A 25,186-nucleotide genomic window follows, 5' to 3' on the forward strand; every position below is an offset into this window, starting at 1 on the left:
GGCCGAGGCTGCGTCGCCTCGGGCCCTGTGGTCGCTGCGTAGAAACGCCACATGAGGTGCTGCGGTGCGGAAACGAGGAGCGAACCTCACCCCGGATCGTGCATCTGATGAATGATATCATCATCGGGTGTCGGTGCGAGGTGCGGATGGTCCCGAGGAGGAGCGGTCGGTGCGCGTTGCTCAAGGCAGCCCAGCGGCGCGGCTGCTCACACCGGGCGTGGCGCTGTTCGCCGCCGAGGAGACCGTGCTCGCGGCGATGCTGGAGGGCTGGGAGCTGCAGCAGCGGTCCCGAATGCTGTCGGGGTTGACGATCGAGCGTCGGCTGTTGACGGTTCGCCGGTTCGCGTCGTTCACGAACGACTACCCGTGGCACTGGACGCCGGGCGATGTCGAGGCGTGGACGGCGGAGATGGTCTCGGCGGGGATGGCGCACTCGACGGTGCGGAACTACCAGATGGCGGTGTCGCTGTTCTGCGGCTACCTCTCCGATCCCCGTTATCAGTGGCACGAGGTCTGCGAACGGCACTTCGGAGACGTGCCGGTGCAGGTGTTCCACGAGTGGAACACGGTGATCCATCGCAGCGACTACGAGGGGCGGCCGGGCAACCGGCCGCTGTCGCGCGACGAGCTCCAAGCGTTCTTCGACTATTGCGACCAGCGCGTCTCCCAGGTGCAGTCGACGGGCCGCAAGGGCTGGCTGGCGGCGTTCCGCGACGCGACACTGTTCAAGACGATCTACGCCTGGGGTCTGCGCCGGCGGGAAGCCTCCAAGTTGGAGACGGTTGACTGGTCGGGCAACGCTGCGGCTATCGGGTTCGGCCGATACGGGGCGCTGGCCGTCCGCTACGGCAAAGCACTGCGCGGCAGCCCGCCCAGGCGTCGCACCGTTCTGACCACGATGGGGTGGGCGGCCGAGGCCGTCGCGGAGTGGACGGAGGAGCTTCGCCCGCTCTACGACGCGACAGGCACGGCGTTGTGGCCGACTGAGCGGCGCGCCCGCGTCAGCGCGGATGCGATCTCGCGACGGTTCGCCGAGTACCGGGACGCGATCGGTCTGGACCGGAACCTCGGCCCGCACTGCCTGCGCCACTCGTATGCGACGCATCTGCTCGAAGACGGCTTCGACCACTTGTTCGTGCAGCAGCAGCTCGGCCATTCCTGGGGCTCGACGACCGCGATCTACACGACCGTCGGCGCCGACTACAAGAACAAGGCGCTGCGCCGAGCCCTCGACCGCGCCTTCCAGCCCGAGACCGAGTGAGACCCCGAGGAGGAACACGATGGCACGCACACCCCAGCCCCGCCTGGGATACCGATGGCACCTGCGACGGCTGATGGCCGCCCAGGAGATGTTCGCCACCACGACACTGGTTCCGCTGCTCGCCGAGCGCGGCATCGTCCTGTCTGAAGCGCAGGTATATCGGCTCGTCACCGGCACCCCCGAGCGGTTGAGCCTGCGCACTCTGACCGCGCTCTGCGACATCCTCGGCTGCACCCCGAACGACCTCATCGAGCCCGTCGCCGAGACCGCAGCCGTCAAAGCTACCGGCACCACCGGGAAACCCACTGCCGTCTCGGCCACGGCGAAGACCCGCACCCCGCGGCGCGCGGATATCACCCGCAGCAAGTGACGGGACAAACCTGTCAGCTCTGCGACCGCGCCGCGATGCCCGGCCGTGGGCTCTGCTCGCGTTGCAGCAAGGGCGTCGGTCGAGTGCGCGGCGACTGCTCCCGCTGCGAGAAACCGGATCGGCTGCTCGACTTCGAGGGCCGCTGCCGATGGTGTCGTGAACGAGCCAGGAAACACTGCCAGGACTGCAGCCGCAGTGACGTCCTCCTCGTCGGCATCGACGGGAACCGTGTCTGCAATCCCTGCGCGCTGCGGCGGCACCTTGACCGCGTGCTCACCGGAGACGGCGTGCTCGCCCCGCTGCACGCGTCGGTCCTCGCCGCGGAACCCCTCACGACCCGCCGCTGGCTGACCCGCACCCGCGACCTGCTGCGCGACCTCGACACCGGCCGCATCCCGCTCAGCCACGACACCCTCGACCGGTTCCCGCAACGCCGAGCAGCCGAGCATCTGCGCGCGCTGCTGATCGCCGCTGGGCTCCTCGAGCCGGACCCTCATCGAAGCCTGCGCCGCCTCGAAGCCCGCGTCCTGGATCTGACCGCACCGCTGGATCACGAGCACCGGCAGCTCGCGACGCGCTGGCTCAACTGGAAAGTCCTGCCACGGCTGCGGACTCTGGACGAGCAACAGCGCGTCGACATCAGCGCGCGCAACGCTACCCGCCAGATCGAACAGGTCGTCGCCTTCCTCGCTGGACTGCAAGACGTCGACCGGCATCTGGACGAGGCAACCCAGCACGATATCGATTCGTGGTTCGCGGGCCCCGGCGCCATCCGACACGTCGTCCGCCCGTTCCTCACCTGGGCACGCCAGAACCGTCAGCTGCCCCGAGAGATCGAGCTCCCGCCCACCTACGTCGGACAGCCCGTCACCCCGATGGACACCGAACAGCGTTGGCAGATCGCCCGGCGACTGATCACCGACGACACCCTCGATCCCGCCGACCGGATCGCCGCCGCGCTCATCGTGCTCTACGCGCAACCGGTGAACCGGGTCGTTGCGCTCACGACCGACGACGTGACCGTCACCGAGACCGGCACGAACCTCGCCCTCGGCACTGACGCGCTCGAACTGCCCGAGCCGTTCGCGACCGTGATCCGCCAACTCCCGGTCCGCCGCCGCGCCGGCACGGCCGAGCAGCTCCCGACCCGATGGCTGTTCCCCGGAAACCACGCCGGCACCCACATCACCCAGAACGCTCTAGCGAACCGGCTGCGCCGAACACTCGACATCCAGCCGAGGCAACTGCGCCTGGCCGCAGCCGAGCAGCTCACCCGAGAGATCCCGCCCGCGATGCTCGCCAGCATCCTCGGACTGCGCCCACTCACCATCGTCCGCATCAGCGCGAACGCTGGCGGCTCGTGGGCGAACTACGCCGCCGACCGGCAGACCTGACAGCGAGTATTCACGGGGTTCGAATACGCCAACCCTGCCAGTCATGCTGCGCCGGATCATCGGCAGCGTCACGAGGAAGAACCGCTTCACCCCGTTGGCGCCGTCGACCTCCGCCGCCTCGGTGATCTCCGGCGGGACCTCCTGCAGCGCGGCCGAGTAGACCAGCATCGAGAAGGCCGCGCCGCGCCAGGTGTTGGCGAGGATGACCGACAGCATCGGGAAGGCGAACAGCCACGACGGCCCGGTGATCCCGAACGCCGCGAGGATCGCGTTGAGCGTGCCGTGCTGGCTGAAGAACGCGTACGACGCGAACGCCGCCACGATCTCCGGCAGCACCCACGCGCCGACCACGAAGGTCGAGACCAGGGCGCCGACCCAGCGGCTGCCGCTGCGCATCAGCAGGGCGAGCACCATGCCCACGATGTTCTGGCCGATGACCGCCGAGCCGATCAGGAACACCAGCGTCAGCCAGACCGAGACCGGGAAGTCCGGGCTCTTGAACAGGTCGATGTAGTTCTGGAGGCCCACCCACTGCGCCGACGCGGCCGAGGAGCCGGTGAGCGACATGTTCGTGAAGGAGCCGTAGAACGAGGACAGGATCGGCCCGACCAGGAAGACGACCAGCAGGCCGATCGCCGGGATCAGGGGGACGGCCCGGGCGACGGAGCGCCGGGCGTGTGCGCGCGAACGTGTCTTCGGCCCGCGCGGCGGCCGGACCGGGGTGGTCCGGCCGCGCGCGTCGGAGCCGACGGCATCCAGAGTGGAGGTCACGTTACTTGGACTCCGTCTTGTCCTTGCCGACGATGCCCACGACCGACTCGTCGTAGGTCTTGGCGGCCTGGGCCGGAGTGGCCTGCCCGGTCATCACCGACTCCATCGCCACCTGGATGCCGTTGGAGATCTTCGGGTAGTCCGGGGTCGCCGGGCGGAACTTGGTGACCGCGACCAGCGAGGAGAAGAACTCCGACGTCGGGTTCGACGTCTTGTACTTCTCGTCGTTCGCGACATCCTTGCGCACCGGGATGCCGGCCGTGTTGATGTTGTACTCGAGCGAGCGCTGCTTGTCGGTCACGAAGGTGATGAACTTCCACGCCGTGTCCTTGGCCGAGCTCTTCGAGCCCATCGAGAACGTCCAGCCGCCGGAGAGGCTGATCGAGCCCGGTGCGGCGCCGTTCTGCGTCGGCATCTTCGCGGTGCCCATCACCTTGTCCCAGTCGGCCCACGGGGTGGCGCCGGTCGGCAGCCACGCGTTGGAAGCCCAGGATCCGTCGAGGTTGATCGCGAGCTTGCCCTGCGGCACGAGCTCGTTGTTGACGGTGTTCTGGTAGTTGGTGTCGCTGGTGATCTCGGGGCTCGGGCCGAGGCCGCCCTGGTAGACCTCCTTGATCACGTCGAGCGAGTCGGTGAACGCTTTCGACCCGGTGATCCACTTGGAGTTCGAGTCGTCGTACAGGCCTTTCGCGCTCGCGCCGTACATCAGCATCTCGAAGCCCTGCATCGAGCTCGCCTCGCCCGCGGCCTTGCCGGAGAAGATGTTGAGCGGGATGACCCCGGGATCGGCGGCCTTGATCTTCTTGGCCGCGCTGATCACGTCGTCCCAGGTCTTCGGCTGCCACGGAGTGGGGATGCCGGCTTTCGCGAAGATCTGCTTGTTGTACCAGAGCCCGCGGGTGTCGGTCCCGGTGGGGATGCCGTACACCTTGCCGTCGTCGCCCTTGCCGGCGTCCTTGGCGTTGTCGAAGAAGTTGGACCAGTCCGACCACTTGGAGACGTACGAGTCGAGCGGCGCGAGGTAGCCGGCCTGGGCGTCCGCGCGGATGAGGAAGGTGTCCTCGCTCATGACGTCGGGCGCGGTGGTGGCGGCCCGGTTCATCAGCGCGAGCTTGGTGTAGTAGTCGTTCTCGGCGGCCTTGATCGGGACCAGCGTGACCTTGGTGCCGGGGTTGGCCTTCTCGAAGTCGGTCTTGGCCTTGTTCATGAAGTTGGCCATGATGTCCGACCCGAAATCCTGGAAGGCGACCTTGATGGTCTTGCCGTCACCACCCCCGGACGACGACGAACAGCCCGCCAGTGCGACGAGCGCGGCGGCGGCGACTGCTGCGACCACTACCCTGCTTCGCTTCATCGATGCTCCTTTGCATTGGGGTCCTCCGGCTCCCATGCCGCGGACTCTTCGTAATTTATAAATCAAATTGATTTATAAGTAAAGAGTGCGCGGGAAATCGAGGGTCTGCCCTCGGGTGGGGGGTGTTGCTCGCGCACCGAATTGCCCCGGAGTCAGCCGAGTACAGGCGCGATCGCGGCGGCCCGCTGGTGGCCGACATCGGCGGCGGGAGTAGAAGCGGATCGGCCCCGGCCCGCTTCTCGCAGGTCGGGGCCGAGGTGTTACCCGATGTCTACTTCTGACTCAGGCGTCGAAGCCAGATCGCTGCGAACGCGATCACGCCGATGGTCAGCGCGATGCCGATCGCTACGAAAGTGTTCCAGAGGATCACGGGCGGCTCATCTCAATAGTCGTTCCAGCTGACGCGGGCAGACCCACCGCTGACGGTGAGCTGTAGCCAGAAGACGGTGCTGTAGGGAAGCACGCACATCTGCGTCGCGATGTTCAGCCGCGCCATATTGCCAGCCGGTCTGCTGAGGCTCGGGGATGCGCCGCAGGCGCCAACGATGGTGTACTCAGGCCCGTACGCATTGGTCACTTGGTTCGTGCCGAGGTTGTACGAAGCGCGGAATGCCATGGAAACCACACCGACCCAGGTGTCGATCTTGCAGTTGCTGTAGACCTTCCCACTCACGCTGCAGCCGCCAATACCCCGAGCGCGGTCCGACGCAGTGGGATCGGGCGTCTCCATCCGGGTGACGGCGATCGACCCGTCAGCGTACGTGCCGACCGTGTAGGCCCCGTCCGTTCCCGTGAAGCTCCGGGTCGACACCGGCTGCTTCGAACTCGACATCGAGTCCCACACGCCTCCGGCACGATATTCGGCGAGAAGCCGATCCTGGGTGGGCCCATCCGCGCCGTATTGAGCGAGGAAACCGCGTATCGGCGCGGTTCCGTCGTCGGGAGCGGCCTGGGCCGGCGCTCCAGATGCCAGGGCGAGCGCCGCGGCGGTGAGCAGCACAGCGAGCACACTCCTCGCATGTCCGCGGTTGATTCTGGTGATCACGGTGTCATCTCCAATCGAGCGACAGCCATTGTCGCCCTGAGATTTTGCACCTTACCACTAGTACAATCGGCACGAAGAGCAATTCACCCTCGCCCCACCCGCGGCGAGAACGTCTCATCCAGCACCAGGCACGCCGCCCCCACCGCCGCGACATCCTCCCCCACCGCGCTGCCCTCCAGCAGCACCGGATGCGTGAGGATCCCCATGTCGATCTCCGCGAGCCGGTCGGACAACTGGGCCAAGTAGCGCCGCTCGACGCGCGACCACGATGGGCCGCCGAAGACGACGCGGTCCAGGTCGAGCAGTGCCGTGAGGTTGGACAGGTAGAAGGCCGTGCCGCGGATGGAGCGGTCGATGATCGCGGCGGACCGCTCGTCGCCGGCGTCGGCGGCCTCCGTCAGCCGGGTGAACAGGGCGTCGACGGTCTCCACGTCGAGGTCCAGGTCCACGCCGTCGACGACGGAGACGCCCGCCGGCGCGGGCAGCACGCCCGACCACAAGCCCTGCATGACCAGGCGGTTCGGCCGGACCGACTCGCCCCAGCAGCCGCGGCGGCCGCATGCGCACAGCGCTCCGCCCGGGTCCACCAGCACGTGGCCGGCGTCGCCCGCGTTGTCGGTCGATCCGGTGTAGACCTCCCCGCCGAGCACGAGGCCGATTCCGGCGCCCGTGCCGTAGTAGATGAACGCGTAGTCCTTGCTCGCGCCGGCAGGGTCGCGCCAGCGTTCGGCGACCGCCGCGCTGATCACGTCCTTCGCGACGAGGGACGGGAGGCCGGTCGCCGCGGTCAGCTCGTCGCGGAGGTGGAAGTCGTTCCAGCCCGGGATGAGCGGCGGACGCACGACGACGCCGGTGTCCGCGTCGATCGGGCCGGGGGCGGCGACACCGACACCGATCACCCGCGACGCGTCGACGCCCGGCGTCGCGATCAGCGAGCGGATGGCGTCGAGGATCACGGCCAGCGTCTCCTTCGCGTCGCCGTCGAGGGGCGCGGGCCGGCGCAGGTGCTCGACCACCTCGCCCTCCAGGTCGAGCAGCACGCAGGTGATGACGGTGGGGTCCAGGTGCACGCCGACCGCGTACGCGCCGGCGGGGTCGAGGCGCAGCAGCGTGCGCGGCTTGCCGGGGCTGCCCTCGCTCTGCTTGCCGGCCTCCCGGATGAGGCCCTGACCGAGGAGGCGGCGGGTCACGTTCGTCACGGTCTGGGCGGAGAGCCCGGTCACGGAGGCGAGCTCCACGCGGCTGAGACCGCCCCCCGAGCGCCGCACGGCGTCCAGCACCACGGTCTCGTTGAACGCGGCGATCGCCGGGAGGTTCGCTCCCTTGGGCACGGCTTCCTCCTCCACGCTCGGGTCGGGAACCCGGCGTCCCTCGTAATATACCCACGCACATACAGGTTTCCGGTTCTGTACATCTGTACCCCAGCCCGCGCCCAGCCTGGTGGGGCATGGTGAGAGCCGTGGAGATCGTGGTCGACGTCGTGCTGCTCGTGCTCGCCGTCCTCGCGATGGCGGCGGGCTGGAGCAATGGCGCGATCCGTGCCGCCGGCGCGCTGATCGGCCTCGGCGTCGGGCTCTCGCTCGGCCTCCTCCTGGCGCCGATGGTGGTGAACTGGATGGCCGCCTCCGGGCTGACCGGCGTCAGCCAGCGCTCGATCGTGGCCGCGATCGTCCTGCTCGTCTGCGCCGGCGTCGTCTACGCTCTGGCGACCACCGCGGCGTCGCTGATCGGCAAGGTGCTCCGGCACGGGCCGATCAAGTGGGTGGACTCGCTGGTCGGGGCGGTCCTCGGCTTCGTCACCTGGGCCGTCGTCGTCTGGCTCGTGGCCGGCTTCGCGATGGCGACCAGCCTCGCGACCGTGGTGCAGGCCGCGAACTCGTCGCAGGTCGTCTCCACCCTGAACAGCATCGCGCCGGTCCCGTCCTCGACCGTGCTCGGGGCTGTGGACGACGCCCTCGCCGGCGCCGGCCTCCCGAAGGTCTTCGAGGGCGGCGAGTCGATCAAGACCATCGGCGCGCCCGACCCGAACGTCCCCGCGGCCGTCGCCAAATCGCAGGAGTCCACCGTGACCGTGCTGGCGTCCAAGCCGGCCTGCGGCGTGGACTCCGAGGGCAGCGGCTGGGTGGTCCAGCAGGGCCGCGTCGTCACCAACGCACACGTCGTCGCCGGCGCCTCCTCCGTCGTGGTGCGCGAGTCCGGCGGCACGACGGTCGACCGGGCGACGCTCGTGGCCTTCGACCCGGAGCGCGACCTCGCCGTGCTCGACGTGACCGACCTCCGGGCGCCCGCCCTGCGCCTCGGGCAGAACCTGGGCGCGGGCGATCAGGCCTACGCCGCAGGCTATCCGGGCGACGGGCCGTTCACGATCAGCCCGCAGCGCGTCCGCGACCAGCTCACCGCGCGCGGCACCGACATCTACCAGAGCGGTGCGGTCGAGCGGCAGATCTACTCGCTGCGCGGCACGATCCGCCCCGGCAACTCCGGTGGCCCGCTGCTCGACCCGGCGGGCGACGTGGTCGGCGTCGTGTTCGCCCGCTCCACCATCGACCCGCAGACCGGCTACGCGCTGACGCTGGACGAGCTCCGCCCGGTGCTCGGCTCGGTCGGCTCGGCGCCGATCAGCTCGGGAGCCTGCTCCGCGGGCTGACGACGGCCACCCTCCCGTGGTTGGCTTGAGCCATGAAGGCTGTCAGCTACACCTCGACCGGCGATTCCGACGTCCTCGTCCTCGGCGAGCGCGAGGAGCCGCACCCCGGCGACGGCGAGGTGCGCGTCCGCATCCACGTCTCGGGCGTCAACCCGACCGACTGGAAGGCGCGCCAGGGCGGCGGCCCGTCAGACCTCCCGCGGGCGCAGGTCCCGAACCAGGACGGCGCCGGAGTGGTCGACGAGGTCGGCGCGGGCGTCGCATCGGTGCGGCCCGGCGACCGGGTCTGGGTGTGGGACGCCGCCTACCAGCGTCCCGACGGCACGGCCCAGGAGCTCGTCGTGCTCCCGGAGGCCCAGGTTGTCCCGCTACCGGACGACGTGAGCTTCGATGTCGGCGCGTCGCTCGGCATCCCCGCGCTCACGGCGCACCGCGCGCTCACCGCGTACGAGGGCGCGGCGGGCGAACTCGCGCCCGGCACGCTCGACGGGCGCACCGTGCTGGTGGCGGGAGGCGCCGGAGCGGTGGGCCACGCGGCCATCCAGCTCGCGGTCTGGGCGGGTGCGACGGTGATCGCCACCGTCAGCAGCCACGAGAAGGCGGAGCTCGCGCGCGCGGCGGGAGCGCACCACGTGGTCAACTACCGCGAGCCGGACACCGCCGAGGCGATCGGCGCGCTCGCTCCGCGCGGCGTCGACATCGTCGTGGAGGTGAACGCCAGCGCCAACGCCGAGCTGGACACGAAGGTGGCCGCGCGCGGCGCCACAATCGCGGTGTACGCGGACGCGCCAGGTTCGACCGAGGTGACGATGCCGATCCGCCCCGCGATGCAGAAGAATCTGCGCTGGCAGTTCCTGCTCACCTACACCGTCACCCCGGAGGCCAAGGCGGCCGCGGTGCGGGCGGTGGCGGCGGCCGCCGCGGCTGGTGCGCTGCCTGTGGGGGCCGAGCACGGCCTCCCGCTCACCCGCTTCCCGCTGGCCCAGACAGCCGACGCCCACGACGCCGTGAAGGACGGCGCCGTGGGCAAGGTGCTCATCGACGTGGGGTGAGGACCGCCTCGGCCTGCTCGGGCTCGGGCTCCTCCGCGCGGACGCTGCGCGCCAGCCGGGTGATCTGCACCACCATCGCCACCGCCGCCGCCACCGCGATGGCTGCCGCGTAGCCGAGCGCGGTGGGCAGCAGGCCGACGACGCCGATCAGTTCGCCCGCCGCGAGCGCCGGGACGCCGTAGGCGAGGTAGCTCACCAGGAACACCCCGGCGAAGAGCTCGGCGCGCTGGTCGTTCGGCGCGAGCGGCGCGATGATCCGCAGCATGGCCGAGAAGCCGGCTCCGAATCCCGCTCCGGCCACCACCGCGCCCGCGAACAGCACGGGCAGGAGGCCTGCCGCGATCCCGACCGCGGTCAGCGCGATCCCGACCATGATCGCCGCCATGGCCCACACGGTGGTGGTGCGCGCGGGGGCGCGGGTCAGCAGCAGCCCGGCGACGGCGCCGACCGCGGGCGGCACCGCGACGATCGCGCCGTTGAGGAGGCCGGAGTCCAGGTGGAAGACGCCGTGCAGGATCGACGGCGACAGCCCGATGAACAGCCCGGCCAGCATCCACGTCGCGAGGAACAGCGGCAGCGCCCCGACGAACTCGCCGCGCGCCTCCCGCGGGATGAACAGCCGCGGCGTGAGCGAGCGCAGCGCGCCCGGACGCGGGGCGACGGTCTCCGGCGACGCGATCACCACGAGGATGCCTGCCACGAACAGCAGCGACAGGGTCACGAAGACGAGCGTGGTCGGCTGTGCCGTGAACTGCACGGCGAGTCCGGTGAAGAACGCGCCGAGCGCGATCCCGCCGACCGGCGCCGTCGAGCCGATGGTGGCTCCGAGCTTCTTCTGCCGCTCGGGCGCGAGCTCCACCAGGGAGGCGGTGAAGGTGCTCATGGCGGCGCCCGTGGCGACGCCCTGAACCGAGCGGGCGGCGATGATCGAGCCGATGTCCTTCGAGAACAGGAACATCAGCATCGCTGCCACTTGGAGGGCGAGCGCGCCGACGAGCACGGGACGGCGGCCGATGTGATCGGACAGGGAGCCGGCGACGAGCAGCGTGATCAGCAGCGTGACCGCGTAGATCGCGAAGGCCACGGTCAGCAGCCACGACGGGAAGCCCCACTCCTGCTGGTACAGCACGAAGAGCGGGCTGGGCGCGCCGACGGCGAGCGCCACGGCGACGAACGCGAGGGCGGTGCCGGTGAACGCGGCGGCCGGGCGCAGGCGCAGCGCACGCGTACGCGGCGGGCTTGCGAGCTTCGGGCAGCTCTCCCCTGCAGTGGACATCTCAGCCTCCTAAAAGCAAATCTGATTGCTTTAACGGACTATAGAACGGGATCTGGTAAAAAGCAACAATCTTTGCTTTAAGCTATTCCCATGACCACAACGACACCGTCGAAGCGGACGGGCGGACGCAGCGCCGCGGTCATCCACAGCGTGCGCACCGCCGTCGAAGAGCTCGTCCGCGAGAAGGGCAGCGAGCGCGTGACCGTCCCGATGATCGCCGAGCGCGCCGGCGTCAACCCGACCAGCATCTACCGACGCTGGGGCGACCTCCCGACCCTCCTCAACGACATCGCCACCTACCACCTCGACCCCGACCGTCCACTCGCCGACCGCGGCGACCTGCGCGACGACCTCACCGACTGGGCGGGTGGCATCGTCACGCACTTCCGCAAGCCGGTCAACGCCGCACTGCTGCGCGGCGGCGCCGGCGCGGCGGGCGAACGCACCTCCGACTGCCTCCGCAATCGGCGCACCGAGGCCGGCATGCTGCTCGCGCGACACCCGGAGACCGGCGTGACCGAGGACGACGTGATGGACGTCGTGGTCGCCCCGATCGTCAATCGCGTCATCTTCCAGCCGTGGACGCTCGGCGACACGACGGCGGAGGACATGGTCGCTCGGCTGTTCCGGCCGGGCGCGGGCTCCGCCGGGTAGCTCCCCCGCCGCGTCGGCGCGCGGCCCGCTAGTCTCGCAGAATGGCCCGCCGCCCACGCACTGCGCAGGAGCGCACGGCCGCCCGCTCCGGCTGGGCGGTCGGTGTCGCGACCGCGCTGTACGGCATCTCGTTCGGCGCCCTCGCGACCGCGTCGGGCCTGGACGTCTGGCAGGCGTGCGTGCTCAGCCTGGTCATGTTCAGCGGCGGCTCGCAGTTCGCTCTCATCGGCGTGCTCGCGTCTGGCGGGGTCGCCGCGGGCGGCACGGCCATCGCCTCCGCCGCCCTCCTCGGCGTCCGCAACTCGTTCTACGCGCTGCGGCTGTCCCGCATTATCGGCCCGGGGTTCTGGAGGCGCGCCGCCGCGACCCAGCTCACGATCGACGAGTCCACGGCCGTCGCCACGGCCCAGACCGAGCCGCGCGCGCAGCGCATCGGGTTCTGGGTGACCGGCCTCGTCGTCTACTTCGGCTGGAACCTGATGACGCTCGCCGGGGCGCTCCTCGGCAACCTGATCGGCGACGTGAAGGCGTACGGGCTCGACGCGGCGGCGGCCGCGGCGTTCCTCGGCCTCCTCTGGCCGCGGCTGAAGGCGCGCCAGACGCAGGCGGTCGCGGTGGCGGCCGGGTTCGTCGCGACGCTGCTGACCCCCTTACTCATGCCGGGCTTGCCGGTACTCGCCGCCGCGGTGGTGGCGATCGTGTTCGGCGTCCTCAACCTGTTCGGGCGGGGCGACGACCGGCCGCACCCCGACCCGATCCCGATGGAACGGGAGGTCGAGCCGTGACGACCTGGAACATCATCCTGCTCGGCTCGATCGCGGTGCTCGCGCTCAAGGCCGCGGGCTGGCTGGTGCCGCCGAAGGCGCTCGACCATCCCGTCGTCGCCCGCACGAGCGACCTGCTGACCGCCGCGCTGCTCTCCGCGCTGATCTGCGTGCAGACGTTCGGCGCGGGACAGTCCCTGCACCTGGACGCGCGGCTCCCCGCGGTCGCGATCGCCGCCGGACTGTACGCGCTGCGCGTGCCGTTCATCGTCGTGGTGCCCGCGGCCGCGGTCGTCGCCGCGCTCATCCGGCTCCTGACCTGATCGGTGTCGGCGGCCGTCTCTAACGTTCTGACGTGACCGTATCCTGGCATCCCGTGGCGAACGCGCAGCCCTCGGAATGGGTGCTGAGCCAGGGCGCCCTCGGCCTGCCGTACGCGGTCGTCCGGCGGTTCGCGTTCGGCGACCCGAACCGGCCGGACGTCTGGTACCGGGTCGTCACCTGGGCGCCGGGCTCGGACGGCCGGGAGCTGATCGGCTGGTGCCGCACGCTGGAGGCCGCGGCGGCGGTCGCGTGGGACCACCGCTGCGCCGCCGAGTCGTGGCGGCACCACATGGCGGCCCGGCGGTCGGACACGGCGACCATGGCGGCGAAGCGTCCCAGCGCCGCCGAGCTCGTCCGGTTCTATCGCGCGGCGCTGGCGGCGCAGGGCGTTCGCCCGTTGCGCGCTTCACCTCCCCGGACGACGATGGAGCGATGACGCAGACGCCGGGGCAGCAGACGCCGGGTCCACAGACGCCGGAGCCGCAGACGCCGGACACGGACGACATCGACCCGGAGGACGGCCGCGCGGAGTCCGCGACCCAGCGCGCCGACCGCAACTGGAACGAGATCCTGCAGGAGCTGCGGGTGACCCAGACGGGCACCCAGCTGATCAGCGGCTTCCTGCTCGCGATCGCGTTCCAGCAGCGGTTCGGAACGCTGGACGCGTTCCAGGTGGGCTTCTACCTGGTCCTCGTCGTGCTCGCCGCCGGCAGCACAGCGCTCGGGCTCGCACCGGTCGCGTTGCACCGCCAGCTGTTCCGCCACCACGAGAAGGCGCAGTCCGTCTCCATCGCGAACCGGCTGCTGAAGATCACGCTGGGCCTGGTGGCCCTGCTGACCTCCGGCGTGGTGTTCTTCGTCTTCGACGTGACGCTGGGACTCGCGGCGGCGATCGCCGCGGGCGCCGGGATCCTGCTGGTGCTGGCGCTCCTGCTGCTGGTCTTCCCGGCGGCCGTGCTCAGCCGGCTCCGCCGACGGGCGGACTGAGCACCTCGGACAGCTCGCGGAGCGCGCCGTCCAGGATGTCGACCGCCTTCTCGTCGCTGCGGACCACCGCCCGGACGAATTCGAGGATCCGCGCGCGTGAGACCGCCTCCGCACCCTCGGTCGACAGCGTGAGATAGCGGACGAAACGCGGGATGAGGGTCTCGATCGTCTCGGCCAGCACGCGGTCCGGGATCGTGTCCAGGACGGCCGCGATCGCGCGCTGGAACGCGTCGATCGGCGACGGATCGGCGCCGTCGCTGTCGCGTTCCAGCCGCTCGGCCACCACCGTCAACTCGAGCTCGGTGTCCACGTCCACGTTCTGGACGGCTTGGCGAAGCGCCGTGGGGAGCAGGAGACGCAGCACGCCGACGACCTGCACGATCTCGCCGATGTCGAGCGGCGACACCAGCGTGTAGCGGTTGGGCGCGGTGCGGATCAGTCCGACTTGCTGCAATCGGCCGATCGCCTCGCGCACCGGGGTGCGGGAGACGCGCAGCGCCTCGGTCAGCTCTCCGTCTTTGAGGCGCTCGCCTGGTGCGAGGTCGCCTCCGAGGATGCCGGCGAGGAGTACCGCGTAGACATCGTTTCGGAGGAGGCGCCTGTCGGCCGCGAGCGAGGGAAAGCGCGCGCGGAGTTCTTCGAGGGTCATGGGGGGCTCGTTTCGTGAACTCAGTTTTGCTCTGGTATATTTATAGATTAGCAGTGAGCATCTGACCAGAGCAAACTGTTCGTTCCACCCGTTCCTGCCCCGACCCGTCATCCGACGCGGACCGGGCATGCAGGAGCCCGAACCCAGGAGCACCCGACCATGCCCATGCCCACCGACCACGTGGCCCGCATCTCCCTGTCCGAAGAGGCCTACGTCCGCATCGAGGCCGCCATCATGGACGGCACCCTCGAGCCGGGGGAACGCCTCCGCGACGCCGACCTCGTCGAATGGCTGGGGATCTCCCGCACCCCCATCCGTCACGCGCTCGACCGCCTCGCCGAGCAGGGCCTGGTCGAGATGGAGCGCAACCGCTACACGCGCGTGGCGGAGTTCGACATCCTCGGCGTCCTCGGGTCCGTGCAGGTCGCCGGCGACCTGTGGGCCGGCGCCGCACTGCGCGGCCTCCCCTTCTGGGAGGCGGAGGACGACGACCTCGTGGACGACATCGAAGCCGAACTGGTGGAGGCCGCGGCGAACGACGACGCCGTCAAGTTCGTCTCCATCTTCGAGCGGCTCGTCGTCGCGTTCGCGCGCATCGAGGACAACAGCGTCCGCATCCGCACGCTCGGCAACGTGCTCCCCCAGGTCCGGAGGCTCGGCCGCAAGCTCCACGGCCGGCTCGACCCGCTCGCCCTCGAGCGCTTCGCACGCGAGCTGCGCGAGGCGACCGCCCGGCGCGACGGGCACGCGGCCGGCACCCTCATCGACGACTACGTGACACGCATCGGGGACGTCCTCGCCGACCTCTGACCCCGTTTCCGACCGGAGACCCCCGATTCCACTCAGGGTCACCACGGGCCGCGATATCCGTGCTGACCCTGATGCCGCGCCCCCGTGCGCGGTCCTAGCGTGAGAACCAGACCGCCAGAGGGGGAAAGTCCGGGGGGACTGTCCAGGGGGGACACAGAAGGCCGGCCCCATGAGGGACCGGCCTTCTGCTCTGTCTACAGCTGCCCGAGGGCGCCGACGACGTGGGCGCCGACTACTTGGTCAGCGGCTCCAGGGTCGGGTCGTTGGCGTAGGCCTCCGCCGCGTTCGCCTTGGTGACGATGATCGGCTTGAGGAGGTAGGCCGGGACGACCTTGGCGCCGTTGTCGTACGACTTGTCGTCGTTCGTCTCCGGCTTCTTGCCCGCCTGCAGGTCCTTGACCATCTGGATGGCCTGCTTGACCAGGTTGCGGGTGTCCTTGTTGATGGTCGAGTACTGCTCGCCCGCCATGATGGACTTGACCGACTCGGCCTCGGAGTCCTGACCGGTGACGATCGGGACCGGCTTGCCTGCGCCCTTCACCGAGGTGATGATGGCGCGGGCCAGGGTGTCGTTCGGCGACAGTACGCCGTCGAGCTCGGTCGAGCCGTAGCTCTTCGCGAGCAGGGTGTCCATGCGGGTCTGCGCGTTCGCCGGCAGCCAGCCCTGGGTGGCGGTCTGCTTGATGTCGGTCTCACCGGAGACGACCTTCAGCGTGCCGTCGTCGATCTTCGGCTGCAGGACCTTCATGGCGCCGTCGAAGAAGACCTTCGAGTTGGCGTCGTCGGGCGAACCGGAGAACAGCTCGATGTTGTACTTGGTCTTGCCCGGGTACTTGGCCTTCATGCCGTCGAGGAGGGCCTGGCCCTGGAGCTCGCCGACCTTCTCGTTGTCGTACGCGACGTAGTAGTCGACGTCCTTGGTGTTCAGGATGAGGCGGTCGTACGCGATGACGGTCGCACCGGCGTCGTGCGCGGCCTTGGCCTGCGCGGCGAGCTGGCCGCCGTCGACGGCGCCGATGATGACGACCTTGGCGCCGTTGGTGATCATCGACTGGATCTGCGACTGCTGGTCCGAGACGCCAGAGCCACCGGCGTACTGCACGTCCCCCTTGAAGCCGGCGGCCTTGAGGCCGTCGGTGAACAGGCCGCCCGCGAGAACCCAGTTCTCCGAGGTCTTGGTCGGGAGGGCGACGCCGATCGAGGCGTCCTTGGCGAAACCGGACGCCGTCGAGCTGCCGCTGGAGCCGTCACGGCTGGAGCAGCCCGACAGGGCGAGCGCGGCGGCAGCTGCGACAGCCACTGTCGCGAGTGCGATCTTGCGCATTCTTTTCTCTTTCTCTGGTTGTGATGGTGCAGGGTTCGGGAAGGTGCAGGTCAGGAGGTCAGGGACCGCGAGGAGTCCTCCGCGGGGTCCGCGGTCGGGACCACGGCGGGCTGGTCGGCGCCGGCCGCGTCGAGCGCGGACTCCCGGCGGCCGCGGCCTCCGAACAGTCGCCCGATCAGCGATGGGCCGCCGCGGCGGTGCGAGTAGACGTCGATGCCGACGGCGATGAGGAGGACGAGGCCCTTGATGATCTGGACCCAGTCGCTGGTCACGCCGAGGAGCTGGAGGCCGTTGTTGAGGACCGCGATGACGAGACCACCGACGATCGAGCCGGCCACGGTTCCGATGCCGCCGGAGACCGCAGCACCACCGATGAAGACGGCGGCGATGGCGTCGAGCTCCCAGCCGAGGCCGTCCTGCGGGCCGGACGAGACCGAGCGGGCCACGGCGATCATGCCGGCCAGCGCAGCGAGCACCGACATGTTCATCATCACGTAGAAGTTGACGCGCTTGATCTTCACGCCGGACAGCTCGGCGGCGTGCGAGTTGCCGCCGACCGCGTAGATGTGGCGGCCGAAGATCGTGTTCCGGGTGATGAACGAGTACAGGATGATCAGGACGCCGAGGATGATGCCCGAGACCGGGAACGAGGTGCCGACGCGGCCGCCCGCGAACAGGAACGTGAAGTAGATCACGACGGCGTCGAGCACGACGACCTTGAACACGCTCACCCACAGCGGCGCCTTGTCGGAGCCCATCTTCGTCTGGTTGCGGCGGGTGCGGACCTCCAGCAGCGCGATGACCACGGCGATGACGATGCCGAGCAGGAGGGTCGAGTTGTTGTAGCCGGTGTCCGGGCCCCACTCGGGCAGGAAGCCGCCGCCGATGAACGTGAAGCCGTCCGGCACCGGGATGGTGTTGGCGTTTCCGATGAGCTGGTTGAGGCCTCGGAAGATGAGCATGCCCGCGAGGGTCACGATGAACGCCGGGACCCCGACGTAGGCGACCCACCAGCCCTGCCAGGCTCCGATCACGGCGCCGACGAGGAGGCCGAGCACGATCGCGAGCGGCCAGGGCAGGTTCCACTGCGTCATCGCCTGCGCGACGATGATGCCGACGACCGCCGCGACCGAGCCGACGGACAGGTCGATGTGGCCGGCGATGATCACCATGACCATGCCGATCGCCAGCACCAGCACGTAGGCGTTCTGGTTGACCAGGTTGATCAGGTTGACCGGGTCGAGGGTCTTGCCGCCGGTGAGCAGCTCGAACAGCAGGACGATGACGACGAGTGCGCCCAGGATGCCGAACTGGCGTCCGGTGGACTGGCCGCCGCCGAACATCTTGCCGAGGTCGCGGATCCCGCCGGACTTCTTCTTCGCTTCGATCTGAGTGGTCATTATCGGGTTGCCTTCTTCTTGGCCGACGTCATGCTTTTCAGGAGGGTCTCGGGGGTGGCCTCCGCGATGGGAAGCTCGTTGGTGATCTGCCCCTCGAAGATCGTGTAGATCCGGTCGGAGATGCCGAGCAGCTCCGGCAGCTCGGAGGAGATGACGATGACGCCCTTCCCCTGTGCGGCGAGCTGCTGGATGATGCCGTAGATCTCGTACTTGGCGCCCACGTCGATGCCGCGCGTCGGCTCGTCGAGGATGAGGATGTCCGGGTCGGTGAACATCCACTTGGCCAGCACGACCTTCTGCTGGTTGCCGCCCGACAGCGTGCTCACGCCTCGGTCGACATCCGGGGTCTTGATCCGGAGGTTCTTGCGGTACTCCTCGGCGACCGCGTACTCCTGCTGGTCGTCCACGACGCCGCGCTTCGCGATCTTCTTCAGCTTGGCCGCGACGATCGACTGCTTGATGTCGTCGAGGAGGTTGAGACCGAGCACCTTGCGGTCCTCGCTCACGTACGCGAGGCCGTTGTCGATCGCCTCGGAGACGGTGCGGAGCTGGATCGGCTTGCCGTCCTTGTACGCCTCGCCGGAGACGAAGGTGCCGTAGGAGCGGCCGAAGACGCTCATCGCGAGCTCGGTGCGGCCGGCGCCCATCAGGCCGGCGAAGCCGACGATCTCGCCGCGGCGCACGGTGAAGCTGGAGTTCTTGACCACGAGCCGGTCGGCGACCTGCGGGTGCTGCACGACCCAGTCGCGCACCTCGAAGAGGACGTCGCCGATGTCCGGCGTGCGGTCGGGGAAGCGGCTCTCGAGCGTGCGGCCGACCATCCCGCGGATGATGCGGTCCTCGTCGACACCGTCGCCCTTCACGTCGAGGGTCTCGATCGCGCGGCCGTCGCGGATGATCGTGATCTGGTCGGCGACCTTCTCGATCTCGTTGAGCTTGTGGCTGATGATGATGGAGCTGACGCCCTTGTGATTGAGGCCCACGATCAGGTCGAGCAGGTGGGCGGACTCCGCCTCGTTCAGCGCGGCGGTCGGCTCGTCGAGGATGAGGAGCTTGACGTCCTTGTTGAGCGCCTTGGCGATCTCGACCAGCTGCTGCTTGCCGACGCCGATGTTCTTGATCTGGGTGTCCGGGTCGTCGGTCAGGCCGACGCGGGCGAGCAGCTCGACGGCGCGGCGCTTGGCCTCGTTCCAGTCGATGACGCCGCCGCGGCCTGGCTCGTTGCCGAGGAAGATGTTCTCGGTGATCGAGAGCTCCGGGATGAGGGCGAGCTCCTGGTGGATGATCACGATGCCGCGCTGCTCGGAGGACTTGATGTCCTTGAAGCGCATGACCTCGCCCTGGTAGACGATGTCTCCCGTATAAGTCCCGAACGGGTACACGCCGGAGAGAACCTTCATCAGCGTGGATTTTCCTGCGCCGTTCTCGCCGCAGATGGCGTGGATCTCGTTGGCGTGGACGGTGAGGGAGACATCCTCGAGCGCCTTCACGCCCGGGAACTCCTTGGTGATGGCGCGCATCTGCAGGATGACTGCGTTCGACGGCATCGTCGCTCCTTGGTGTGCTTCGGGCTGGGTAATGGCTGTGCTGGTGCGTGGGTTGCGCCTAAGTAGTAAACGCTAAATTCAGTCTTGGCGTCAAATAGTAAAGACAACGGATGCATAACGGAATCCCGTGTCCGGGATGCGACGCCTACTCGTTGCCGTCGAGAGCGCCCTGGATCACCAGGGCCGCGGCGCCGAGCGACTCGGCGCGGTCGCCGAGCGACGAGATCCGCACGACCGTCGTCTCCGCGATGACCGGGATGGCGTTGTGCTGGATGCCGCGGCGGATCGGCTCGAGGAGCGCGTCCCCGAGCCCGACGAGCGGGCCTCCGATGAGCACCAGCTCCGGGTTGATGACGTTCGCGATGTTGCCGATGGCCTGCCCGATCGCGGTCCCCGCGTCGCTGACCACCCGCAGCACGGCGGGGTCGCGCTCGCGTCCGCGCCGCAGGATGTCCGCCGTGCTGACCGGGGCGTTGACCCCGTGGCCGAGCGTCTCGATCATCACGCTCGTGGAGGCGATGGTCTCCAGGCAGCCCCGGTTGCCGCACCGGCAGATCACGCCCTGCTCGGCGACCGGCGTGTGGCCCAGCTCGCCGGTGATCCCGAGGAACCCGTAGTACGGCAGGCCGTTGAGGATCAGCCCGGCGCCGATGCCCGTGCCGATCTTGACGAAGATCAGGTTGCGGACTCCGCGGTTCGCTCCCCAGGTCACCTCGGCGAGCGCGCCGAGGTTGGCGTCGTTGTCCACGACCACCGGGAACCGGAAGGCGTCCTCCAGGTCACGAAGCCGCACGCCCACCCATTCCGGCAGGATCGCGCCTTGCAGCACGGTGCCGGTCCGCCTGTCGATCGGGCCGGGGATGCCGATCCCGACCGCGAGGACGGATTGCCGGTCGTGCGTGCCGGCGACGAGCATCCGGTCGAGCAGCGCGGCGGCCTTCAGCACCGCGTCGGCCACGTCGTAGCCGAGCGGGAGCGCCATCTCCTCCTCCGCGATCACCTCGTAGCCGAGCGTCGAGAGCACGATGCGAACGTGCCGGCGCCCGAAGTCCACGCCGACCGCGATGTCCCCGGTGTCGGTGAGTTGCACCAGCAGGGCGCGCCGGCCGCTGGAGGTCACGGGAGACGTGGCGACGACCCCCTTCGCGGCCATGTCGCGGACGATGTTGGACACGGTGGCGGTGGACAGTCCCGTCCCGCGCGCCAGCTCAGCCTGGGTGGATGGTCCGTTGGCCAGGAGGAACTCGACGAGCCGCTCCTGGTTCAAGTGCCTCAGCGCGCCTTGCGACCCGGGATTGCGTGCGCCACGCGGGGGAAGACCCTGAGTGGCGGTCATGCGATAAGAGTGAATGATGTCTGAGATGTAGTCAAGTTGTGAACGTAACGGTTGGGTAGGGGTCGCTGCGAAGGTGTTCAGGCGCCCTGCCACAATGGACGCATGCCCATCCTGAACAAGGACATGCAGGTCTGCATCTCGCTCTCCGGCCGCCCCAGCAACATCGGCACGCGGTTCCACAACTTCCTTTACGACGAGCTCGGGCTGAACTTCGTCTACAAGGCGTTCACCACCGACGACCTGGAGGGCGCCGTCCGCGGGATCCGCGCGCTCGGCTTCCGCGGCTGCTCGGTGTCCATGCCGTTCAAAGAGGCCATCATCCCGCTGGTCGACAACCTGGAGCCGTCGGCGCTCGCGATCGAGTCCGTCAACACGGTCGTGAACGAGGACGGCCTGCTCACGGCGTCCAACACCGACTACGAGGCGGTCGCGCAGCTGCTCGGCGAGCACGCGGTCGATCCGTCGTCGCGGGTCGCCGTGCGCGGGTCGGGTGGCATGGCCAAGGCGGTCGTCGCGGCGTTCCGCGGCGCGGGCTTCGACGACCTCACCGTGCTCGCCCGCAACGAAGCGGCCGGCACGGCTCTCGCCGAGAAGTACGGGTACACCTGGACGGCCGCGGATCCGGCGCCCGACTTCGACGTGATCGTGAACGTCACCCCGCTCGGCATGCGCGGGGCCGACGAGTCCGCGCAGTCGTTCGGCGAGGCCTTCGTGGAGCGCGCGTCCGTCGTGTTCGACGTCGTCGCGTTCCCGTCGGAGACCCCGCTCATCGCGGCCGGACGGGCGGCGGGCAAGCGGCTCATCACCGGCGCGGAGGTCATCGCCCTCCAGGCCGCCCGGCAGTTCGAGCGGTACACCGGCGTCGCGCTCACACCGGACCAGATCGCGCGGGCGTCGGAGTTCTCCCGCGCGGAGTGACCACGCCGGCGACCGGCCCGGAGCCTAGAATGGCCGACGTGACCGAAGACCTCCTCGCCCTGGAGAATCAGGTCTGTTTCGGCCTCGCCGTCGCCGCGCGCAGCGTGATCGCCCTGTACCGGCCGGTGCTGGAGCCGCTGAACCTGACCCACCCGCAGTACCTCGTGATGCTCGCCCTCTGGGAGCGCGAGCCGCGCTCGGTGAAGGAGCTCAGCGACGCGCTGCAGCTCGAACCCGCCACCCTCTCCCCGCTGCTCAAGCGGCTGGAGGCGAACGGCTACGTCGAGCGCCGGCGGAGCTCGGCCGACGAGCGCGCCCTGGAGGTCACCCTCACTCCCGCCGGGCGCGGGCTGCGCGCCGAGGCGGAGAAGATCCCGCCGCGGATCGTGGAACGGCTCGGCCTGCCGATGGACGACATCCTGAACCTGCGGGAGAGCCTGCGCACGATCATCGCAGCGGCTGTCCGGGAACCCCAGGCCTAGGGCGTCGCTAGAGCGAGAAGCCGTCGAGCACGGTCGCATCCGCACCCTCGACGTCTGCGATCACCACGTGCCGGAGTATGAGCTCAGCGCCCCCGGGCGTGTCCCGACCGGCGACGTGGGTCATATGAGGCCGATAGCCTGCGCGCCAATAGGGCGGTTCCTCCGCCTCGAAAAGCGGTAACGCCTCGAGGACGTCGGCGAGCTGCTCGTGAAGTGCGACGATCTGAGCCGAATCGACAAGCTGAACCGGGATGTTCTCGTCTCTGCCGAACCATGCCATTCCCTCGAACCGGATCGCTATCGGCCCGGCGCTGAGACAGACCGCACGGACCGCATCCACAACGTCGGTCGGCGACGCATCGACGAAGAAGTTCGATGCGATGGTGACATGAGAAGGCCAGACCGCGCGAGGGAACCGAGCGCCCTTCTCAAGTGGCTCGGGAACGGCGGCGACAGCCAAGAGCCGGGATGCCGAACTGCGTTGCATCCGTCGAAACTATCGCGACGCCGGACGCCACGACGAGCCGGCTCACCGGGAGCAACCGGGCCTAGGCGGCGACCGGGCAGACCAGCCGGCTCGCGTCGCGCTGCCCCTCGGGCCGCAGCACGGAGTGCTCGGTCATCGGCCGGCCGCAGATCGGGCAGGGCGCTGCCGGCGAACGGAGGTCGGGACCCTCGGGATGCCCGGCGCCGAGCTGGGCCGGACCGGCCACGCGGATCAGCTTGGCGTTCCAGCGCGCGTACCACTGCGCGAAGCTACCGGACATCGTCTTCTCTCCTACCGACCCTCGGATAGTTAGGGCACTAACTAATAGTGTAGCGCGATTCGACCATGACCCGGGGGTCAGGGTTTACGCTGACGGCGGAGCGAAACATCCAGGCTCCGCGAGGTGGGACATGCAGATCGGCGAGCTGGCCGGCCGCGCCGGCGTGACGGTGAAGGCCGTGCGCTACTACGAGCGCCTCGGACTCGTCGCGCCCGAGCGGCTGCCGAACGGCTACCGCGATTACGACGACGCCCAGTTGCGGGCGGTCCGGGAGATCCGCGAGCTCGCGGCCACCGGCATCCCACCGGGCAAGGCCGCCCCGTTCATCGCCTGCCTCGGCTCGGGCCACGCCCGCAGCGACGAGTGCCCGGCCTCCGTCGCCGCTTACCTCGACGGCCTCGCCGAGGTGGAGGCCGCGATCGCCGTCCTGGAGGCCCGCCGCGAGCAGCTCGCCCGACGCCTCGCAACGGCGACCGGCGAGGTTCCGGCGGCGCCGGACACCGGGTACGGCTGCACGGTCGCCGGAGATCATCCCACGGGATGACCCCCTCCCACCCATCGGCCGATGCCCCCAGCGCCGCCTCCCGCTTGACTTGATGTCATGGCCGGTCCGCCCGACGGACGGCCACCCATCGGCCGGACCAGGGGCCGGCCGAGGAGGGGGAGACCGATGACCACGCTGGAACAACGCCACCATCCGGGGGGATTGGTGCGAGCACGGGGAACGCTCGCGGAGATGGCGGACAACGCCTACCTCAGGCTCCTCTCCACGCTGGTCATCCTCGCGGCCGGCGCCGCGACGCTGGTTCTCGTGATCGGATTCGTGCTCGACGTCGTCGTGCCGCTGGTCTTCGGGAACGAGCTTCGGGCGCTGGCCGTGCTCCTCCCGCACTGATCCGGGCCTCCCCACGCGCCCGATCGAGGCCTAGAGTCGCCGCATGTCCCTCGTCTTCTCGGCTCTCGCGTCCCTCGACGGGTACACCGTCGACACCTCCGGCTCGTTCGACTGGGCCGCGCCCGACGAGGAGGTGCACGCCGCCGTCAACGACCGGGAGCGCGGCATCGGCACCTACCTCTACGGCCGCCGCATGTTCGAGACCATGCGCGTGTGGCAGGGCATGGGCGGCGGCGACGCAGCGGACGTGATCCGCGACTACGCCGACATCTGGCGCGCCGCCGACAAGATCGTCTACTCGTCCTCGCTCACCGGAGTCACGACGCCGCGCACGACGATCGAGCCGGTGTTCGATCCGGCCGCCGTGCGCGCCCTGGTCGAGGCCGCACCCGGCGACGTGTCGGTCGGCGGGCCGACGCTCGCGGCGGAGGCCTTCCGCGCCGGCCTCGTGGACGTGGTCGAGCTGTACCTGGCGCCGGTCTCGGTCGGCGGCGGCCTGCCCGCGCTGCCGCCCGACCTCATGCTCGACCTGGAGCTGCTGGAGGAGCGCTCCTTCCGGTCCGGGACCGTGATGCTGCGCTACCGCGTCAGCTCACCCGCAGCGTGACGCTGGGCCGGTCGAGCGCGACCTCCAGATCGCGCAGGGTGACGCCGTGCTCGCCCAGGATGGCCACCGGGTAGAAGAAGGCGTCGAAGCCGGCGCCCGTGCCGGGGAGGTCGAGGCCGTCCGACTCGAACGGCAGCGGATGGCCCGAGGTGCGCGTCACGAGGCCCCCGTCGTCGCCGAGCTCGACCGAGACCGAGCGCGTCGGCGCGCCGCGCTCCAGGAAGCTCCAGCTCATCGCCGGCAGCCGCACGTCGATCGTCGCGCGGTACAGGTCGCGCTGCTCGCTCAGGAGGCCGGCCGCCCAGCCGACCGTCTCGGTCGCGCCGTGCAGCAGCATCCAGCCGTTCATGGCGGAGGTGAGCACGAGGAGTCCGGAGCCTTCGCCGAGATGCGGGTTCTCGCACCAGGAGAACTGCTCGTCGAGGATCTCGGCCTCCAGCTCCATCGCGACGCCGCGCGCGGGCCCGGCGGGAAGGAAGATCCAGCTCCCGCTCGCGAACACGTCGAAGAGCGGTTCGCTCAGCACCGGGACGTCCTCGGACACGTAGGGAT

General features: G+C 69.6%; 28 protein-coding genes. 15 read left to right on the plus strand and 13 right to left on the minus strand.

The window, feature by feature from the left end:
• Positions 1-127 precede the first annotated feature (127 nt).
• Together F1C12_RS14245 and F1C12_RS14250 are read left to right on the plus strand one after the other, a co-directional pair.
• Positions 128-1,261 carry a tyrosine-type recombinase/integrase gene (locus tag F1C12_RS14245; RefSeq protein ID WP_258045872.1) on the plus strand — a complete coding sequence of 378 codons (1,134 nt, stop codon included), beginning with the start codon at positions 128-130 and terminating at the stop codon, positions 1,259-1,261.
• 19 nt (positions 1,262-1,280) lie between these two features.
• The gene (locus F1C12_RS14250) at positions 1,281-1,631 is read left to right on the plus strand and encodes a helix-turn-helix domain-containing protein (RefSeq protein WP_185275282.1); all 351 of its coding nucleotides are present in this window, start codon (positions 1,281-1,283) and stop codon (positions 1,629-1,631) included.
• A gap of 1,199 nt (positions 1,632-2,830) precedes the next feature.
• Here the strand turns inward: F1C12_RS14250 and F1C12_RS14260 are convergent.
• The 4 genes from F1C12_RS14260 to F1C12_RS14275 form a co-directional block, all read right to left on the minus strand.
• Positions 2,831-3,796: a carbohydrate ABC transporter permease gene (locus tag F1C12_RS14260; RefSeq protein ID WP_258045914.1), complete on the minus strand. Its 966-nt coding sequence runs from the start codon at positions 3,794-3,796 to the stop codon at positions 2,831-2,833.
• 1 nt (position 3,797) lies between these two features.
• The gene (locus F1C12_RS14265; protein WP_185275591.1) at positions 3,798-5,150 is read right to left on the minus strand and encodes an extracellular solute-binding protein; all 1,353 of its coding nucleotides are present in this window, start codon (positions 5,148-5,150) and stop codon (positions 3,798-3,800) included.
• A gap of 382 nt (positions 5,151-5,532) precedes the next feature.
• Entirely contained in the window at positions 5,533-6,150 is a 618-nt protein-coding gene (locus tag F1C12_RS14270; protein WP_185275592.1) for a hypothetical protein, read from the minus strand.
• A gap of 128 nt (positions 6,151-6,278) precedes the next feature.
• Positions 6,279-7,526 (minus strand): ROK family transcriptional regulator, encoded by a 1,248-nt coding sequence (locus F1C12_RS14275; RefSeq protein ID WP_185275593.1) that lies wholly within the window; start codon positions 7,524-7,526, stop codon positions 6,279-6,281.
• Between the two features lie 116 nt (positions 7,527-7,642).
• Here F1C12_RS14275 and F1C12_RS14280 point away from each other — a divergent pair, with 116 nt between their 5' ends.
• Together F1C12_RS14280 and F1C12_RS14285 are read left to right on the plus strand one after the other, a co-directional pair.
• Positions 7,643-8,842 (plus strand): MarP family serine protease, encoded by a 1,200-nt coding sequence (locus F1C12_RS14280; RefSeq protein ID WP_258045915.1) that lies wholly within the window; start codon positions 7,643-7,645, stop codon positions 8,840-8,842.
• A gap of 32 nt (positions 8,843-8,874) precedes the next feature.
• Positions 8,875-9,894, plus strand: a complete 1,020-nt coding sequence (locus tag F1C12_RS14285; RefSeq protein ID WP_185275594.1) for an NADPH:quinone reductase — start codon at positions 8,875-8,877, stop codon at positions 9,892-9,894.
• On the opposite strand, the gene F1C12_RS14290 is transcribed toward F1C12_RS14285, so the two are convergent.
• The gene (locus F1C12_RS14290; RefSeq protein WP_185275595.1) at positions 9,878-11,170 is read right to left on the minus strand and encodes an MFS transporter; all 1,293 of its coding nucleotides are present in this window, start codon (positions 11,168-11,170) and stop codon (positions 9,878-9,880) included. The two genes, F1C12_RS14285 and F1C12_RS14290, sit on opposite strands and share 17 nt — an antisense overlap.
• A gap of 90 nt (positions 11,171-11,260) precedes the next feature.
• On the opposite strand from F1C12_RS14290, the gene F1C12_RS14295 reads away from it, so the two are divergent.
• Genes F1C12_RS14295 through F1C12_RS14315 form a run of 5 tightly spaced genes read left to right on the plus strand, consistent with a single transcriptional unit; the run spans position 11,261 to position 13,899 of the window.
• A complete protein-coding gene (locus F1C12_RS14295) occupies positions 11,261-11,824 on the plus strand; it encodes a TetR/AcrR family transcriptional regulator (RefSeq protein ID WP_185275596.1) in 564 nt (187 codons plus the stop codon).
• Between the two features lie 41 nt (positions 11,825-11,865).
• Positions 11,866-12,609: an AzlC family ABC transporter permease gene (locus F1C12_RS14300; RefSeq protein ID WP_185275597.1), complete on the plus strand. Its 744-nt coding sequence runs from the start codon at positions 11,866-11,868 to the stop codon at positions 12,607-12,609.
• Positions 12,606-12,911: an AzlD domain-containing protein gene (locus tag F1C12_RS14305; RefSeq protein WP_185275598.1), complete on the plus strand. Its 306-nt coding sequence runs from the start codon at positions 12,606-12,608 to the stop codon at positions 12,909-12,911. The genes F1C12_RS14300 and F1C12_RS14305 overlap by 4 nt, the downstream gene beginning before the upstream one ends.
• Before the next feature lie 32 nt (positions 12,912-12,943).
• The gene (locus F1C12_RS14310) at positions 12,944-13,348 is read left to right on the plus strand and encodes a hypothetical protein (protein ID WP_185275599.1); all 405 of its coding nucleotides are present in this window, start codon (positions 12,944-12,946) and stop codon (positions 13,346-13,348) included.
• Positions 13,345-13,899 (plus strand): DUF6328 family protein, encoded by a 555-nt coding sequence (locus F1C12_RS14315; RefSeq protein WP_219732617.1) that lies wholly within the window; start codon positions 13,345-13,347, stop codon positions 13,897-13,899. Before F1C12_RS14310 ends, F1C12_RS14315 begins: the two co-directional genes overlap by 4 nt.
• Here the strand turns inward: F1C12_RS14315 and F1C12_RS14320 are convergent.
• Positions 13,871-14,548, minus strand: a complete 678-nt coding sequence (locus tag F1C12_RS14320; protein WP_185275600.1) for a GntR family transcriptional regulator — start codon at positions 14,546-14,548, stop codon at positions 13,871-13,873. The two genes, F1C12_RS14315 and F1C12_RS14320, sit on opposite strands and share 29 nt — an antisense overlap.
• A gap of 159 nt (positions 14,549-14,707) precedes the next feature.
• Between F1C12_RS14320 and F1C12_RS14325 the strand changes: the two genes are divergently transcribed.
• Entirely contained in the window at positions 14,708-15,358 is a 651-nt protein-coding gene (locus F1C12_RS14325; RefSeq protein ID WP_185275601.1) for a GntR family transcriptional regulator, read from the plus strand.
• 232 nt (positions 15,359-15,590) lie between these two features.
• Here the strand turns inward: F1C12_RS14325 and F1C12_RS14330 are convergent, their stop codons facing one another.
• The 4 genes from F1C12_RS14330 to F1C12_RS14345 all read right to left on the minus strand — a co-directional run bounded on the left by F1C12_RS14330 (position 15,591) and on the right by F1C12_RS14345 (position 20,965).
• The gene (locus F1C12_RS14330) at positions 15,591-16,682 is read right to left on the minus strand and encodes a substrate-binding domain-containing protein (protein ID WP_185275602.1); all 1,092 of its coding nucleotides are present in this window, start codon (positions 16,680-16,682) and stop codon (positions 15,591-15,593) included.
• A gap of 50 nt (positions 16,683-16,732) precedes the next feature.
• Complete coding sequence (gene mmsB, locus F1C12_RS14335) at positions 16,733-18,082, minus strand: multiple monosaccharide ABC transporter permease (RefSeq protein ID WP_185275603.1); 1,350 nt, start codon at positions 18,080-18,082, stop codon at positions 16,733-16,735.
• Positions 18,082-19,629: a multiple monosaccharide ABC transporter ATP-binding protein gene (gene mmsA, locus F1C12_RS14340; RefSeq protein WP_185275604.1), complete on the minus strand. Its 1,548-nt coding sequence runs from the start codon at positions 19,627-19,629 to the stop codon at positions 18,082-18,084. The genes mmsB and mmsA overlap by 1 nt, the downstream gene beginning before the upstream one ends.
• Positions 19,630-19,774: 145 nt before the next feature.
• Positions 19,775-20,965, minus strand: a complete 1,191-nt coding sequence (locus F1C12_RS14345; protein WP_185275605.1) for an ROK family transcriptional regulator — start codon at positions 20,963-20,965, stop codon at positions 19,775-19,777.
• A 102-nt stretch (positions 20,966-21,067) separates the two neighbouring features.
• On the opposite strand from F1C12_RS14345, the gene F1C12_RS14350 reads away from it, so the two are divergent.
• The gene (locus tag F1C12_RS14350) at positions 21,068-21,883 is read left to right on the plus strand and encodes a shikimate 5-dehydrogenase (RefSeq protein ID WP_185275606.1); all 816 of its coding nucleotides are present in this window, start codon (positions 21,068-21,070) and stop codon (positions 21,881-21,883) included.
• A gap of 38 nt (positions 21,884-21,921) precedes the next feature.
• The gene (locus tag F1C12_RS14355; RefSeq protein ID WP_219732618.1) at positions 21,922-22,365 is read left to right on the plus strand and encodes a MarR family winged helix-turn-helix transcriptional regulator; all 444 of its coding nucleotides are present in this window, start codon (positions 21,922-21,924) and stop codon (positions 22,363-22,365) included.
• Positions 22,366-22,372: 7 nt separating this feature from the next.
• Here F1C12_RS14355 and F1C12_RS14360 read toward each other — a convergent pair whose 3' ends face one another.
• Together F1C12_RS14360 and F1C12_RS14365 are read right to left on the minus strand one after the other, a co-directional pair.
• Positions 22,373-22,852 (minus strand): 2'-5' RNA ligase family protein, encoded by a 480-nt coding sequence (locus F1C12_RS14360; RefSeq protein ID WP_185275608.1) that lies wholly within the window; start codon positions 22,850-22,852, stop codon positions 22,373-22,375.
• Between the two features lie 61 nt (positions 22,853-22,913).
• A complete protein-coding gene (locus F1C12_RS14365) occupies positions 22,914-23,132 on the minus strand; it encodes a hypothetical protein (RefSeq protein ID WP_185275609.1) in 219 nt (72 codons plus the stop codon).
• A 130-nt stretch (positions 23,133-23,262) separates the two neighbouring features.
• Between F1C12_RS14365 and F1C12_RS14370 the strand changes: the two genes are divergently transcribed.
• The 3 genes from F1C12_RS14370 to F1C12_RS14380 all read left to right on the plus strand — a co-directional run bounded on the left by F1C12_RS14370 (position 23,263) and on the right by F1C12_RS14380 (position 24,634).
• Positions 23,263-23,676, plus strand: a complete 414-nt coding sequence (locus F1C12_RS14370; RefSeq protein ID WP_185275610.1) for a MerR family transcriptional regulator — start codon at positions 23,263-23,265, stop codon at positions 23,674-23,676.
• A gap of 192 nt (positions 23,677-23,868) precedes the next feature.
• A complete protein-coding gene (locus F1C12_RS14375) occupies positions 23,869-24,027 on the plus strand; it encodes a hypothetical protein (RefSeq protein ID WP_185275611.1) in 159 nt (52 codons plus the stop codon).
• Between the two features lie 43 nt (positions 24,028-24,070).
• On the plus strand, positions 24,071-24,634 hold the full coding sequence (locus tag F1C12_RS14380) for a dihydrofolate reductase family protein (RefSeq protein WP_185275613.1): 564 nt from the start codon (positions 24,071-24,073) through the stop codon (positions 24,632-24,634).
• On the opposite strand, the gene F1C12_RS14385 is transcribed toward F1C12_RS14380, so the two are convergent.
• Positions 24,615-25,178 carry a hypothetical protein gene (locus F1C12_RS14385; RefSeq protein ID WP_185275615.1) on the minus strand — a complete coding sequence of 188 codons (564 nt, stop codon included), beginning with the start codon at positions 25,176-25,178 and terminating at the stop codon, positions 24,615-24,617. The genes F1C12_RS14380 and F1C12_RS14385 overlap by 20 nt on opposite strands.
• Between the last annotated feature and the right edge of the window lie 8 nt (positions 25,179-25,186).

Origin of the sequence: Leifsonia shinshuensis (genome assembly GCF_014217625.1) — a bacterium.
Classification (GTDB): Bacteria; Actinomycetota; Actinomycetes; order Actinomycetales; family Microbacteriaceae; genus Leifsonia; species Leifsonia shinshuensis_A.